General features: G+C 45.7%; 13 protein-coding genes. 11 read left to right on the forward strand and 2 right to left on the reverse strand.

Annotation, left to right across the window (positions count from 1 at the left end; translation table 11 throughout):
- Positions 1 to 49 precede the first annotated feature (49 nt).
- On the reverse strand, positions 50 to 805 hold the full coding sequence (locus H3001_RS09125) for a glycosyltransferase family 2 protein (protein WP_181214741.1): 756 nt from the start codon (positions 803 to 805) through the stop codon (positions 50 to 52).
- Positions 806 to 814: 9 nt separating this feature from the next.
- The gene (locus H3001_RS09130) at positions 815 to 1,942 is read right to left on the reverse strand and encodes a glycosyltransferase family 4 protein (RefSeq protein WP_181214742.1); all 1,128 of its coding nucleotides are present in this window, start codon (positions 1,940 to 1,942) and stop codon (positions 815 to 817) included.
- A gap of 152 nt (positions 1,943 to 2,094) precedes the next feature.
- On the opposite strand from H3001_RS09130, the gene H3001_RS09135 reads away from it, so the two are divergent.
- The 11 genes from H3001_RS09135 to H3001_RS09185 all read left to right on the forward strand — a co-directional run bounded on the left by H3001_RS09135 (position 2,095) and on the right by H3001_RS09185 (position 15,561).
- Positions 2,095 to 2,883, forward strand: a complete 789-nt coding sequence (locus H3001_RS09135) for a polysaccharide deacetylase family protein (protein WP_178243301.1) — start codon at positions 2,095 to 2,097, stop codon at positions 2,881 to 2,883.
- Positions 2,877 to 3,836: a glycosyltransferase family 2 protein gene (locus H3001_RS09140; protein ID WP_181214750.1), complete on the forward strand. Its 960-nt coding sequence runs from the start codon at positions 2,877 to 2,879 to the stop codon at positions 3,834 to 3,836. Before H3001_RS09135 ends, H3001_RS09140 begins: the two co-directional genes overlap by 7 nt.
- A gap of 12 nt (positions 3,837 to 3,848) precedes the next feature.
- Positions 3,849 to 4,259 (forward strand): GtrA family protein, encoded by a 411-nt coding sequence (locus tag H3001_RS09145; protein WP_181214743.1) that lies wholly within the window; start codon positions 3,849 to 3,851, stop codon positions 4,257 to 4,259.
- A 4-nt stretch (positions 4,260 to 4,263) separates the two neighbouring features.
- Positions 4,264 to 5,445: a glycosyltransferase family 87 protein gene (locus tag H3001_RS09150; RefSeq protein ID WP_181214744.1), complete on the forward strand. Its 1,182-nt coding sequence runs from the start codon at positions 4,264 to 4,266 to the stop codon at positions 5,443 to 5,445.
- Entirely contained in the window at positions 5,438 to 7,372 is a 1,935-nt protein-coding gene (locus H3001_RS09155) for an LTA synthase family protein (protein WP_246368538.1), read from the forward strand. Before H3001_RS09150 ends, H3001_RS09155 begins: the two co-directional genes overlap by 8 nt.
- A 99-nt stretch (positions 7,373 to 7,471) precedes the next feature.
- Positions 7,472 to 9,307 carry an ABC transporter ATP-binding protein gene (locus H3001_RS09160; protein ID WP_178243297.1) on the forward strand — a complete coding sequence of 612 codons (1,836 nt, stop codon included), beginning with the start codon at positions 7,472 to 7,474 and terminating at the stop codon, positions 9,305 to 9,307.
- 198 nt (positions 9,308 to 9,505) lie between these two features.
- Positions 9,506 to 11,305 (forward strand): hypothetical protein, encoded by a 1,800-nt coding sequence (locus H3001_RS09165; RefSeq protein WP_181214745.1) that lies wholly within the window; start codon positions 9,506 to 9,508, stop codon positions 11,303 to 11,305.
- A 5-nt stretch (positions 11,306 to 11,310) separates the two neighbouring features.
- The gene (locus H3001_RS09170) at positions 11,311 to 12,432 is read left to right on the forward strand and encodes a DegT/DnrJ/EryC1/StrS family aminotransferase (RefSeq protein WP_181214746.1); all 1,122 of its coding nucleotides are present in this window, start codon (positions 11,311 to 11,313) and stop codon (positions 12,430 to 12,432) included.
- Between the two features lie 9 nt (positions 12,433 to 12,441).
- On the forward strand, positions 12,442 to 13,401 hold the full coding sequence (locus tag H3001_RS09175) for an ATP-grasp domain-containing protein (protein WP_178243294.1): 960 nt from the start codon (positions 12,442 to 12,444) through the stop codon (positions 13,399 to 13,401).
- Positions 13,402 to 13,429: 28 nt separating this feature from the next.
- Entirely contained in the window at positions 13,430 to 14,371 is a 942-nt protein-coding gene (locus H3001_RS09180) for a glycosyltransferase (protein WP_178243293.1), read from the forward strand.
- A complete protein-coding gene (locus H3001_RS09185) occupies positions 14,368 to 15,561 on the forward strand; it encodes a glycosyltransferase (RefSeq protein ID WP_181214747.1) in 1,194 nt (397 codons plus the stop codon). Before H3001_RS09180 ends, H3001_RS09185 begins: the two co-directional genes overlap by 4 nt.
- The last annotated feature ends 182 nt before the right edge of the window (positions 15,562 to 15,743 follow it).

Below are 15,743 nucleotides of genomic sequence, written 5' to 3' on the forward strand. Positions count from 1 at the left end.
ATAAGATGATGATTCAACGACGGTTCCGGGGAGCCGGTAGCTTCGCGACTTAGGAATTTTTCTTTCTTTCCGTCATTTTGGCAAGCATGATGAACTGGTAATACCCTTCCAGGCAAGCCTTGATAAATCCGGCTTTTCCGTCGCGGAATCCCCCCTTGAAGAGATAGGCCTTCAGAAAACGGAAGGCCGGACGGTAGAAGAAAGCCATGGTACCGTATTTCTTGTGCTTTTTCTTTTCCAGTTCGTACTCGGTATATTGGTTGGTCTTTCTCAGAATGTCTGCCACACTGTCGTTGGCCAGATGGATGAAAGCCAGTTCCTTGCGGTTTTCCGGAATCTTTTCCACCCGTCCGTCGACCTCCGGTGAGATGTGTATGATGGGAGGCCAGGAAGTCTTTTCCCTGCGGAAAAACCGGAGAATATAGTCGGGGTAGTGGCAGTGCATGAACTGTCCCATGAAATAGTTCTTCCGGGGAATGTAGAGTCCGTCCGGGCAGTTGCTTTCCTGGATGCGGCTGTACAAATAGTTCTTGAGTTCGGGTGTCACAATCTCATCTGCATCGACTACCAGTACCCAGGGACACCGTGCCTGCTTGATGGCAAAGTCGCGTGCCGGCTCCACAATCTGATGCAGTCCTTTGGGGAAAGTGATGATGCGGCAGCCGAAACCGGCGGCTATCCGGCAGGTGTCGTCGGTACTTTCCATGTCACAGACCAGTACTTCGTCAAATTCTTTCACGGCTTCCAGCACTTCTTTCAGATGCTTGGAGGCATTGTATGTATTGATTACAACAGATATTTGCATGACAGATTCTTATTCTGATAGTTTCTGATAGATAGCTAATAATTGCCGGGTCAGCGGTTCGGGTTCGAACTGTGCGGCGTACTTTTTGCCTTCTTCAATCATCCGTTCGCGCAGCGAGGCATCGGTATAGGTCCGCCGTATGACTTCCGCCAGTCCTTTCTCATCGGTAGGGGCTACATACAGGGAAGAAGGACCTCCGGCTTCCTCCAGGCAGGAACCGTGGGCTCCGATGGCCGGAACTCCGCTGTTCAGGGCTTCCAGCAACGGGATGCCGAAGCCTTCGTAGAAGGAAGGGTAGACAAAGGTCGTAGCACACTGGTAGAGTGCCGGAAGGTCGCTGAAGGGTACTCCGTGAATCAGACGCATGCGCGACTGGAGGCCTTCGTGGGCCAGGAAACGGGTGACCTTGTCGGCATAGGAAGTGTGCTTGCCTACGGCAATGACCTGGTACGAAGCGTCCAGGTGGCACAAGGCCCGGGCCAGCAGCATCAGGTTTTTCCGGCTTTCGATGCTTCCTACATAGAGGATGTATTTTTCCGGCAACTGATAGCGTTTTTTCACTTCTTCTTTCTTCTCCTCCGGAACGGCCTGCTTGAAGGCAGGGTCACAGCCCTGATACACCACGTCAATCTTTTCGGGAGCGATATGGTAGAGCGATACGATGTCGCGTTTGGTACACTCGCTGACAGCAATAATGCGGTCGGCCTGCCGGCAGGCTCTCCGGAACTTGTAGTTGTAAATCATCCGGTCGATTACCGGATAGCATTCCGGATGGCGCAGGAAAATCAGGTCGTGAACCGTCACGATGCTTTTCGTATGACGGGCTTTCCGGATGTTCAGAGGCAGTTCGTTGCTCAGTCCGTGGAAAATATCGATGTCTGCCTGGGCAATGTCGCGGGTGATTCCCCATACCCGCCAGAGCGAGCGGAACCGGGTCCAGAAACCGCCTTGGGGAAAATGTACGGAGAATTTTCCGTGCAGGGTTTCCAGCAGCTGGCTTTTTCGGGGGGATGGCGCATAAAGCTCATATTCATTTTGCGGGGCAAGGTCGCTGAGTGACTGAATGACAAACCGGCTGTAGTTTCCGAGACCGGTCTTGTTCTGGGCGGCACGTTTGGCGTCAAATCCTATTTTCATTTTGCTCGATTAAGAAATCTCTGCTTCAGGTAGAGACTGAGACAGTGTACTTTGAATGATTTATATTTTAGGCAAATGTATGAAAAAATATATAAACAAAGCCATCGACTTGCTTTTTTATTGCTACTTTTGTATCGTTTAAGATTTTATGTATGATACTATTGAGTTTTGATACAGAAGAATTTGATGTGCCGCGCGAACATCAGGTGGATATTCCTCTGGAGGAACAGGTGCGGATTTCTACGGTGGGAACCAACCGTATATTGGACTGCTTGAAAAAGAATCAGGTGAAGGCTACTTTCTTTTGTACTGCCAATTTTGCACTTCATTCTCAGGAGGTGATGCAACGTATTGTGGCAGAAGGACATGAGGTGGCTTCGCATGGCTATCATCATTGGACTTTTGAGGTATCGGATTTGAAAAAATCGAAGGAAGTACTCGAACAGCTGATTGGAAAGGAAGTGAAGGGATATCGTCAGGCCCGGATGATGCCTGTGCCTGAAAAGGAAATCCGAAAGGCTGGCTATGTATATAACTCGTCGCTGAATCCTACGTTTATCCCGGGAAGATACATGCATCTTTCTACGCCACGTACCTGCTTCATGAAGGAGGATGTGCTGCAGATTCCGGCTTCGGTGACTCCCTGGCTGCGTTTCCCGCTGTTCTGGCTGTCGTATCACAACCTTCCGGGGGCGTTGTACCGCTGGATGTGCCGACGTACGCATGCCCATGACGGTTATATGGTTACTTACTTTCACCCTTGGGAGTTTTATGAACTGAAGGAACATCCTGAACTGAAGATGCCGTTTATCATACGCAATCATTCGGGACTGGAGATGGTGGAACGACTGGATGCGTTTATCAGATACTTTAAGGAGAGAAAGGTACCGTTTGCTACTTTCTCGGAGTTTGTGGAACAAAAACAACAGACTGGATTATGAGACTGGGAATTGTATGTCCTTGCTATAACGAACATGAGGTCCTGCTTGCTTCGGCCGGGCGCCTGACGGCACTGCTGGACGGACTGGTGGCCAAGGGAAAGGTGGCCGCAGACAGTTTTGTGATGCTGGTGAACGACGGCAGCCGGGATAATACCTGGGAACTGATTGTGCAACTTTTCCGGGAGAATCCTTATTTCCGGGGAATCAACCTCGGGAAGAATGTGGGGCATCAGAGTGCGATCATGGCGGGCATGATGACAGTCAAAGCGTATTGCGATGCGGTGATTACGATTGATGTCGACCTGCAGGATGACTTGAATGCCATCGAGGAGATGGTCGACCGCTATCGGGAAGGATATGACATCGTGTATGGAGTGAAGGTATCCCGGGAGGGAGATTCATTCCTGAAGAAAAATACGGCACTGGCTTTTTACAAGCTGCAGAAGATGATGGGGGTAAATGCGGTATACAACCATGCGGACTTCCGTCTGATGAGCCGGAGGGCCCTGGAGCAGCTGGCGCACTACGGAGAGCGGAATCTGTATCTGCGCGGACTGATTCCGATGATCGGATATCCTTCGACTACGGTGAAGGATGTAATCAGCCAGCGGACTGCCGGATATTCCAAATATACCCTGAACAAGATGCTGACACTGGCCATTGACGGGATAACTTCGTTCTCGACCAAGCCGATTTCGCTGATTGTCAGTGCGGGACTGCTGTGCCTGATGGTGAGCGTCTGTATGTTCATCTACGTATTGTGTTCTTATTTAGAGCATTGGGCAGTGCCGGGATGGCCTTCCATCATGCTTTCCATCTGGTTTATCGGAGGGTTGCTGCTGCTTTCCATCGGAGTGATTGGAGAGTATATCGGAAAAATCTACATTGAAGTAAAGCACCGTCCGCTGTATAATATTGAGACTTTGCTCTGGGAGAAAGAGGAGAAAAAATAACAAGTTTTATTTATGGATTATTCTGCACTCTTGCGTCAAAAGAAGGTACGTGAATTCATCTGTTTTTGTCTGGTAGGGACAGTAGCGGCCGGGATTCACTATGGGATATATTATTGGCTGCAGGCTTATCTTGCATTGAACATCGCCTATACGGCGGGGTATCTGATCAGTCTGGCCTGCAATTTCTTCATGACTTCTTATTTTACTTTCCGGAGCAAGCCTACGGTACTGAAGGCTACCGGCTTCGGGTTCAGCCATCTGATCAATTACTTGCTTCACATGGTGTTGTTCAATGTGTTCCTGTGGATGGGAGTTCCCCGTCTGCTGGCTCCTCTGCTGGTACTGGCGGTAGCGGTCCCGGCCAATTTTATATTGCTTCGCTGGGTATTTAAGTATAAGAAAAGTAGTGAAAACGAAGAATAGAGACATGAATTGGATGGAACAAATGAGGAGATTTTTCTCCAAGCCGTTTTTCAGTGACTATCGTACGCTGTACGGACTGTGGATCTTGCTGCCGGTCATTTCTGCGTTGCTGAAGATTTACAAGCATAATAATTTCTTGATATTCAGAGGGGTCTTCCATCATACCTGGAAACAGTTTCCTCTGTATACGGGCTATCCCGAAGAGTATTTCGATACGAATCATTACGGACCGTTCTTCAGTCTGGTGATAGCTCCGTTCGCCATTCTGCCGGAATGGATCGGACTGTTGTGCTGGCTGGTGGCGCTTTCGCTTTGTCTGTACTGGTCGGTGCGGTATCTGCCCATGCCCGACAGGAAACGTATTTTCATATACTGGTTCTGTGCGCACGAACTGCTGACGGCCCTGTTCATGTCGCAGTTTAATGTGGCAATCGCCGCAATCATCATCGGTACGTTCTATCTGATTGAGAAAGAAAAGGATGTGTGGGCTGCCCTGCTGATTGTGATCGGTACGTTTGTAAAGCTCTACGGCATTGTGGGACTGGCTTTTTTCTTTTTCTCACGGCACAAGCTGAAATTTTCGGTGTCGCTGGTGGGCTGGGCAGTGGTCTGCTTTGTGGCTCCCATGCTGATCAGTTCTCCTGAATATATCCTGATACAGTATGGAGGATGGTACGAGAGTCTGGTGGAAAAGAACGGACTGAACATGTTCTCCTGGGCACAGAATGTGTCTCTGCTGGGACTGGTGCGCAAACTTTCGGGATGTGCCACTTATTCGGACTTGTGGCTGATAGTACCGGGACTGGCCCTGTTTGGGGTTCCTTATCTGCGTTTCAAGCAATACCGGAACCTGGCTTTCCGCTATGCCCTGCTGGCTTCGGTCCTGCTGTTTGTGGTGCTGTTCAGCACAGGAAGCGAGTCGAGTACCTATATCATTGCCTTCATGGGAGTCGCTATCTGGTATGTGACCGCCCCGTGGAAGCGCAACAAATGGGACATTGCACTGATGGTGTTTGCCTTTATTCTGACCAGTATGTCACCTTCCGACCTGTTCCCGGAATACCTGCGCAAGACATTCGTACAACCTTATGCCCTGAAAGCCCTTCCTTGCGTGCTGATCTGGCTGAAGTTGTGCTATGAGATGATAACAAAAGATTATACTGAAATTAGTAGAAGATATGAATAATAATTGGATGAGTCAGTGGAAGACCCTGAAGGCATTGTTTATCAATATCTTTTGGGTATATGTGGTGTTCATGCTTTGCCGTCTGGTCTTTTTGTGGGAAAACGCGGCGTTTTTCAAGGACCTTACTTTTTCCCATTTTCTGGAACTGTGTGGGGGAGGACTGTATTTTGATACCTCTGCCATCATGTATGCAAACGCGCTTTTCATACTCTTGTTTTTGTTTCCGCTGCATTGGAAAGAAGTACCGGCTTATCACAAGTTCGTAAGATGGCTGTATGTCATCGTGAATACGCTCTGTGTGGTAGCCAATCTGATGGATACGGTCTATTTTCAGTTTACCAACCGGAGAACTACCTGCTCGGTATTCAGCCAGTTTGCCAACGAGGACAACCTGGGACGCATTATCGGCATTGAGTTTGTGAATCACTGGTACCTGGTATTGCTGACGGCAGTCATCGCTTTTCTGCTGTACCGTCTGTATCAGTTGCCGGCTACCGAGGTGCGCAAGTCCTTGCCCGCCTATTACGTATCGAATACCCTGTTCCTGTTGGCCTGTGCGCCGTTCATCGTCTTCGGTATGAGAGGGGGAATGACCCGTCAGACTCGTCCGATTACCATCAGTAATGCCAACCAGTATGTAGACAGACCGATTGAGACCGGAATTGTACTGAATACTCCGTTCTCCATGTTCCGTACCATTGGCAAGAAGCCTTTCGTGGTACCTGAGTATTACACTGACCGCGAGGAGATGCTGAAAGCCTTCAACCCGGTTTGTGTGCCTTCCGATTCCACGGTTTTCAAGCCTAAAAATGTGGTGGTAATGATATTGGAAAGTTTTGGAAAAGAATATATCGGGGCACTGAACCCGACATTGGAAGGCGGGAAATACAAGGGATATACTCCTTTCCTGGATTCTTTGATTCAGAAGAGTATGTATTTTGAATATTCTTTTGCCAACGGGCGGGCCAGCATCGACGGTATGCCTTCTTCGCTGTCGAGCATTCCGATGTTTGTGGAAGCCTTTTTCCTGACCCCTGCCTCGTTGAACAGTCTGACGAGTGTGGCCGGAGAACTGCGCAAGAAGGGGTATTATACGGCTTTCTTCCATGGAGCTGCCAATGGCTCGATGGGCTTTCAGGCTTTCTCCCGGGCTGCCGGATACCAGGATTATTTCGGTCGGACCGAGTTTGGCAATGATGAGTTCTTCGATGGCAACTGGGCCATCTGGGATGAAGAGTTTCTGCAGTTCTATGCCGAAAAGATGTCTGAGTTCAAGGAGCCTTTTTCTACGGGAATCTTCACGGCCTCTTCTCACCATCCGTTTAATATCCCGGAACGCTACCGGTCGGTATATCCGGAGAGTTCTCTTCCGATTCATAAATGCATCCGTTATTCCGACCATGCCTTGCAGCGCTTTTTTGAGACTGCCTCCAAGGAACCGTGGTTCAAGAATACGCTGTTTGTGCTGACTGCCGATCATACCAATCAGAATGAACATGCGGAGTATCAGACGGAAGCCGGAATCTTCTCGATACCGATTATCTTCTACACGCCCGACGGAAGTCTGCAGGGCAAGCGCCCCGGTATCTCACAGCAGATTGATATTATGCCGACGGTATTGGGCTACCTGGGATACGACCGGCCGTATGTGGCTTTCGGATGCGACCTGCTGAACACTCCTCCAGAGGAAACTTATGCGGTGAATTACCTGGACGGTATTTATCAGTTCTTCAAGGGAGACTACCTGCTGCAGTTTGACGGAAGACAGTCGATTGCCCTGTATAATTTCAAGGAAGACGTCTTGTTGAAGCACAACCTGCTGGGACAGACCGATGTGCAACAGCCGATGGAAAATCAGCTGAAAGCCATTATCCAGCAATATATGGAGCGGATGAACGGAAACCAACTGGTGGTGAATCCTGAATAAACGGGATAATCTGGAGGTAGCTGCCCCCTTATATTTGTTCAAGTAAATTTTTTGTTTTATTTTTATAAAATCAATCATTAATCAATAATATCAACCTGCATGAAAGAATTTCTGCGAATGATGCGGCGCTTTGTGTCGCCATATAAAAAATACGCGTTGACAGCCGTTGCACTGAATGTATTGTCGGCGGTGTTTAATGTGTTTTCGTTTACTCTATTGGTGCCTATTTTGAATATTCTGTTTAAGACAGGAGACAGTACAAAGGTGTATGAGTATATGGAATGGGGAAGCGCCAGTCTGCAAGAAGTGGCAGTCAATAATTTCTATTATTATGTTTCTCAGCTTATCCTGACTTTCGGGTCTTCGACTGCATTGCTGCTTTTGGGTGTTTTCCTGGCGGGAATGACGTTGCTGAAAACAGCTTGTTACTTCGGTTCTTCTGCCATCATGATTCCGCTTCGTACAGGAGTGGTCCGTGACATCCGTATTATGGTGTATTCAAAGGTGATGTATCTTCCTCTGGGCTTTTTCTCGGAAGAACGGAAAGGAGACATCATTGCCCGTATGAGCGGGGATGTGGGAGAAATTGAAAACTCCATTACCAGTTCACTGGACATGTTGATTAAAAACCCGATCCTGATTGTCTCTTATTTTGCCACGCTGATTGTCACCAGCTGGCAGCTGACTCTGTTCACTATCCTGGTACTTCCCTCTATGGGATGGGTAATGGGCCGTGTGGGCCGTGCGTTGAAGCGCCAGTCGCTGGAGGCACAGGGCAAGTGGAGTGATACGATGTCTCAGCTTGATGAGACATTGGGTGGACTGCGTATCATCAAGGCATTCCTCGCCGAAGAAAAGATGATCGGCCGTTTCGTCCGCTGCAGCAACGAACTGCGTGATGCGACCAATAAAGTGGCTACCCGTCAGGCATTGGCACATCCGATGAGTGAGTTTCTGGGTACAATCCTGATTGTCATCGTACTTTGGTTCGGAGGTTCACTGATTTTGGGTAATACTTCTACCATCGACGCTTCTACCTTTATCTTCTATATGGTCATCCTGTACAGTGTGATTAATCCGTTGAAGGAGTTTTCAAAGGCTGGTTACAACATTCCGAAGGGATTGGCTTCCATGGAACGTGTAGACAAGATTCTGAAGGCAGAAAACAACATCAAGGAACCGGAACATCCTGTTCCTTTGAAAGAACTGTCGGATAAGATTGAATTCAAGGATATCTCTTTCAGCTATGACGGACGTCGGGAGGTACTGAAGCACATCAATCTGACCGTACAGAAAGGAAAGACAGTGGCTCTGGTGGGTCAGTCGGGTTCGGGAAAATCGACTTTGGTCGATTTGTTGCCGCGCTACCACGATGTACAGGCAGGTGAGATTACTATCGACGGAATCAACATAAAGGATGTGACGGTACACGATCTGCGCAGCCTGATTGGAAATGTGAATCAGGAAGCCATTCTGTTCAATGATTCTTTCTTCAACAACATTGCTTTCGGAGTGGAAAATGCTACAATGGAACAGGTAGTGGCTGCTGCTAAGATTGCCAATGCACACGACTTCATCATGGAGACTCCTGACGGATATGATACGAACATCGGTGACCGCGGAGGTAAACTCTCGGGAGGTCAGCGTCAGCGTCTGAGTATTGCACGTGCGGTACTGAAGAATCCTCCTATCCTGATTCTGGATGAGGCGACTTCTGCACTGGATACGGAATCAGAACGTCTGGTACAGGATGCCTTGGAGCGTCTGATGAAGACAAGAACGACCATTGCCATTGCCCACCGTCTGTCGACCATCAAAAATGCCGATGAGATATGTGTGATGCTCGAAGGAGAAATTGTAGAGCGCGGAACGCACGAGGAACTGCTGGCTAAAAATGGATATTATAAGAAATTGAACGACATGCAGTCTTTGTAGTAATTTGTTATTTAATATATGGTTTGAGACTGTATATAATAAAAATCAGATAAAAGTAATATGAAACTGGCTTCATTTGATATCTTTGATACGACTCTGTTGCGTCTTTGCGGTGCACCTGAGAATATTTTTTATATACTGTCTCAACGTTTATATCCTTCTGATAAAATTCGGCAGAATGCTTTTTTTCTCTGGAGAATGGAGGCAGAAAGGAAAGCCGTCATCCAGTTTCAGCATACGAATCTGTCGTTGCGGGAGATATATTCGGTATTTGACCGGCAGGCTTTTCCTGATCTGGACATTGAGTCCGTGATTGAGAAAGAGATTGAGGTGGAGATGGACAATTTGATTCCGGTAGCTTATGTGAAGGACTTAATTGCCAGAAAGCGTGAAGAGGGTTATACTATCTGTTTTATCTCGGATATGTACTTACCTTCTCAGGTGTTGAAGAAGAAACTGCAGGACGAAGGATGTGCTTTACCGGAAGATATTGTATTTGTTTCGTGTGAATATAAGGCAACCAAAAGGGAAGGAGGGTTATATGATATCGTACGTGCCCATTTCAAGCACCTGACGCATTGGGAGCATATGGGAGATAACGTGTCCAGCGACTATAAATCGGCCTTAAAGAAGAAAATAACTGCTTATCTGATATCTACCGGATATACAGAGATGGAAAAACAGGCCATGAAACAGGCCATGAGTTTTCCGGGAGGTACCGATTTTTCTATTCTTGCCGGCATACAGCGTGCGGCCCGTCTTACTTCCGGTATACGGAATGCCGATGTGGATAATGCGGCAGATATGATAGCATCCATGTATGTCCCTTATGTTTCTTACTTGTTCCGTAAGGCAAGAGAGGAGGGAGTCAGACATTTGTACTTCCTGTCGAGAGACGGTTATATCTTGCAGCAGATAGCAGAGGAATATCAGAAGAATTATCCGGAAATTACGCTGCACTATTTGTTTGTTTCGAGATATTCGTTGTTCTTGCCGAACATCTATTCTTTAAGTAAAGAAGAATTGTATGAATGCAAAGGAGGAAGTCCTTTGTATGTGAACCGGATAAAAGTGAGTGATCTTCTTCTGGATTTGAGAGTGGATAGGAGCGACCTGGATGAGGATTTCAAGAAGCATATCACTTTTAAGCGTATAAAGACAAAGGAACAGGAAGATTTGTTTTTCGAATACCTCCAATCATCGGGACTCAAGCAGCGGATTGTAGCGAAGGCTGCTGAGGAGAGAGCCCTGGTGGTGGATTATTTTAGACAGGAAGGACTGTTCTCCGAATACCCCTGGGCCATTGTGGATGTAGGATGGATAGGAACTACACGACTGATGATAAACCGTATTTTGGAACGGGAAGGCGGATATCGCGGAAAATGCTTTTATCTGGGTACTGCTCCGGAAGTCTTATCCATACGGTACGGCAGTTTTGATAGCTATTATGGCACCCATTTATATACTCCTTCAATCATGCCTCTGATAGAGCAGTATTATTGTGTATCACCTTATGCTTCTACCAAAGGATATGCTCGGGACGACACAGGTATAAAGCCGGTATTCAAAGAACGCCGTTTTACCCAAAACGAAGAACTGGTGCGACTGACCATACAGACTGTGAGAAAGGTTGCCCGCTATACGAATGCGTTGCACTTAGCGGATTGTGATTTTGCAATGTCAGTCTGGGGAGGATTGTATTTGAAAGTTTTTTTCAACATGGAATCCACACTTCAATTATCCACATTTGAGAAATTAGGAGTTTTTGAAGACGGTTCTACCCATTCTTCTTTAGTCAAGAAGGTGAATCCTTTGGAGGTATTAAGTTATTTGTATAAAGGAAAAATCAAAGAAATTATCTTCCCACGGCACAGTATTTATTATACGTTGAAGATCAAGTTCTTTAGGCCGGAGAATAGTTTAAGAGAGGTTTGCCGGAGTGGCTTCAAGAAGTGTTCACTCCGTCTGAGGACTTTTAAAAAAATTTGTAGACTGTAATTGTTATGATTGATAAACCGATATATGTAACATCTCCTCTTTTACCATCAAGAAAAGAATTGGACTTGTTGCTGGATGAGATATGGAAAAGCAAACAACTGACTAATAACGGAAGTTTTCACCGGCAGCTGGAAGGGGCGTTGTGTGAATATTTGAAGGTTCTTTATATTAGTCTCTTTACGAATGGAACGTTACCGCTTATAACTGCCTTACAAGCCTTGCGTATTACGGGAGAAGTGATTACCACACCGTTTAGTTTTGTGGCCACTACTCACTCGCTTTGGTGGAATGGCATCAAACCGGTGTTCGTGGATGTCGATCCCTCTACCGGTAATCTGGATCCTGATAAAATTGAGGCTGCCATCACTCCCAAGACCACTGCCATCATGCCCGTTCATGTATATGGAAACCCTTGTGATGTAAAGAGGATTAAAGAGATTGCGGATAAATACGGTCTGAAGGTGATTTACGATGCTGCCCATGCATTCGGAGTGGAAGTGGATGGTAAAAGTATCCTGGAAGAGGGAGACATGTCTACGCTTAGCTTCCATGCAACGAAAGTGTATAATACGGTTGAGGGCGGAGCACTGGTGGTTCATGACAAGGAGACAAAACGCAGAATTGACTATCTGAAGAATTTCGGGTTTGCGGATGAGACCACGGTCGTGGCACCGGGGATCAACAGTAAAATGGATGAGATACGTGCCGCTTTTGGACTATTGAATTTAAAGCAGGTAGACCAGGCCATTCAAGAAAGGAAACGGGTTGCCTGCCGTTACCGGGAGGCTTTTCGTAATGTGGATGGAATTACATTCTTCGAAGACATGCCGGGAGTAAAGCATAACTATTCCTATTTCCCGATATTTGTTGACGAGCATAAACTGGGAATCTCCAGAGATATGCTCTATGAGAAGATGAAACAGAAGAATATTTACGGACGCAGATACTTTTATCCTTTAATCAGTACTTTTTCTACGTATAGAGGACTGGAAAGTGCTGCCGAAACCAATCTGCCAGTGGCTGTGAAGCTCTCCAATACGGTAATATGCTTGCCAATATACGCAGATTTATCGGATACGGAGGTAGATGCCGTGATAGACTCAATAATGTGTAATATTAATAAATAAGACGAAGGCATGAATATTTTAATAACGGCAATAGGTTCTATGTCTGCACAGTGTGTGATAGATAAATTGACAGCACAGGGGCATTCCGTGATCGGATGTGATATATATCCATCGGAATGGCACTATGAATCATTGCTGTGTGCAAGAGTCTATCAGGTTCCTTTGGCCCGGGAGGAGGAGGCATACGTCAATGCTTTATTGGATATTTGTGCGAAGGAACAGATTCACTGCATAATGCCATTAACCGACATTGAGATTGATGTGATAGCCAAATACAGGACGCATTTTGCTGCTAACCACGTTGTACTGTGTATGCAGGCAGATGAAGTCTTGTCTATTGCCCGGAATAAACATAATTTATATCTGAAGTTCGTGCATGAAGACGATATCCCATCGATACAGACATATTTATGGGACTGTCATCATCCGATAGATCCGTTTCCTGCTACTGAATACCCGTTGGTGGCGAAGCCTTGCAATGGACGCAGCAGTGAAGGCTTGATGTATATTTCCGGTCCTGAAGATTTGGCTTTATTAAGAAATAAAGAGGGATATATCATTCAGCATTGCATATCAGGTCCGGTCTATACCGTAGATTATGTCCGGAATGCAGCATCCGGTAACGATGTGGTTATTCCGAGAAAGGAGTTGATCAGAACAAAGAATGGAGCAGGAATCAGCGTTCAAATGAGTAATAACGAAGTGCTGAAAGGCTTGACCCGCAAAATTGGAGGTCTGTTAAATATTAATGGATGTGTCAATATGGAGTTTATTGAAAATGAAGATAGATTTTATTTAATCGACATCAATCCAAGATTCTCTGCCGGCATTGCTTATTCCGCAGCTATTGGATACGACCTTGTAAACAGTCATTTAAACTGTTTTTACGGGAAAGAGATTTTCCCCCCGGTTGACTATAAGGAATCAATCATTATCAAGCATTATCGGGAAACGATAGTGGGACAGTAAAATAGCAAAAAGCAGTGATTAATATAGCATGGAAAATAATGTTTTGGTAAGTGTTTTTTGTGAAGCATATAATCAGGAAAGGTTTATTGCTCAGTGTTTGGATGGAATTCTTGCCCAACAGACCACTTTCTGTTTTGAGATTTTGGTTCATGATGACGCATCTACCGATAAGACACCTGAAATTATTAAACAGTATGCTGACAAATACCCGGATTTGATCAAGCCGATATTTCAGACTGTGAACCAGCATTCCCAGCGGATTTCTATATGGCAGCACTTTCAGTTGCCCCGTGCAAAGGGAAGATACATAGCGATTTGTGAGGGAGATGATTATTGGGTAGATGTATACAAATTGCAGAAGCAGGTAGATTTCCTGGAAAATAATTCAGAGTATGGCATGGTTTACACACGTACCTTGTTGTATTCGGAGCGTCTGCAGGAGATGGAAGAAAACACATTTGGTTTCTCCTCCTGTACCTTTCCCGAATTGTTGAAGACGAACGGTATCCCTACGCTGACCGTTTGTTTTCAAGCAGACCTGATGCGTCAATATTACAAGGAAATAGTGCCGGAAAAGAAAAGATGGAGAATGGGAGATTATCCGTTGTGGCTGTGGATTTCCTACCATCGGAAAATTCAGTTTATGCAGGAGGCCACGGCGGTTTATCGTGTCTTGGGAGAATCCCAAAGCCACAGTTCCGATATGCTGAAGACCGAAACCTTTCACAAAAGCGCATTGGAAATAAAGCACTATTTTATCAATTTGTATGATAAAAGTCTGGAACCGGTTTATGAGGATGCTAAGACCGAATCCTTTCGTTATTTGTTCTTTGAAGCCATTTCCCGAAAATGCTATAAAAAGGCTTTCGAATATACGAAAAAACTAGATATGCGGAAGCTGTCTAAGCAAGACAGAAAAAAGATACGTAAATTTAATCTGAAGTATATATTTTTGAAATTTCATAGATGAAGCACCGTATATTATTTTTTCATGATACCTTTCCTGCCGGAGGTGCAGAGCGGGTTACGCAGGATATCGCTGATTATATCAGCAATAAAGGATATGAAGTATATCTGATTGCTTCTCATCTAAACGTGAATGATTGTCAGCATCTCCATCTGATAGAGGTACCTGATAACTTGTCGTTGCGCGAAGAAGCTACCCAGAAGTTCATAATAGAGGTAATCCGGGAAAAGCAGATTTCCCAGTTTGTCTTGCCTGCTTTCATGAACCCGGATATCTGTCAGGCGGTCCGGGAGCATACCTCCTGCAAGATCGTTTTTGCGCTTCATGGACTTCCTCTGTATGAGAAGATCGTTTATTTATATGAGAAAAAAAGATGGAGCTCAAAGTCATTCATCAAAACAATCCTTTGGCGAGGAATTATCTATCCCAAAGTGATGTGGCTGCATCTGTATGACAAACGCTTCTTGGCCGATTATAAGAGGATGTACCATCTGGTAGACGCATTTACCGTATTATGCAGCGGATACAAGCAGCAGCTGGCCCGTTTATTGTCATTGGGAGCGGATAATCATATTCATGTAATTTCCAATGCGGAAAAGCCTGTGCCCGCTGAATGGTGCAATGATAAGAAAAAACAGGTCATTTATTCCGGTCGTCTTGATTATTTTAAACGTGTAGATATCTTGTTGAAAATTTGGCAAAAGATATTTCGTAAGGCTCCCGACTGGGAACTGGTTATCATAGGGGACGGTCCTGAAAAAAAGAACCTGGAAAACCTGGCTGAACAATGGAAACTTGAACGCGTTTCTTTCATCGGCTATGTCTCTGATGTGGGAAGATTTTATCGGCAGGCATCAATAATCTGCCTGACTTCTGCATTTGAAGGCTTTCCGCTTTGTTTGACCGAGGCACAGTCCTACGGAGTTATCCCGATGGCTTTTAATGCTTCTAAAGGGGTAGAAGAAATTATCGGAGGTTCTGGAGATAACGGGATACTGCTGCCTATGGGAAGCACACACCGGTTTGCAAAAGAGTTGTTGTCATTGATGCACGATGAGGAGAGACGATGTCGGATGAAACAGCAGGTACGGGAAAAAGCAAAGGATTATGACGCAGATCTGATCGGAGGCAAATGGCTTTCTCTCTTCAATTCCTTATTGGGGCAGGGAGACGTTACGGTGTATGATAATTGAGGCATGCACAGACATGTCAGACTGTGGATAAATAGCCTTTTACAGATAAAAAAAGAAATGAGGCTGTCTCAAAATAAACTTGAGATGGCCTCTATTGTTTCATCTCAGATTGGATTCATTCGAATTTTTCTAAAGAGAGAAGTTTATAAGCTTAGTTTTGAAGATTTTATCCTTTCAAACTG

The sequence above is a fragment of the Phocaeicola faecicola genome, from assembly GCF_013618865.1.
Taxonomy (GTDB): domain Bacteria; phylum Bacteroidota; class Bacteroidia; order Bacteroidales; family Bacteroidaceae; genus Phocaeicola; species Phocaeicola faecicola.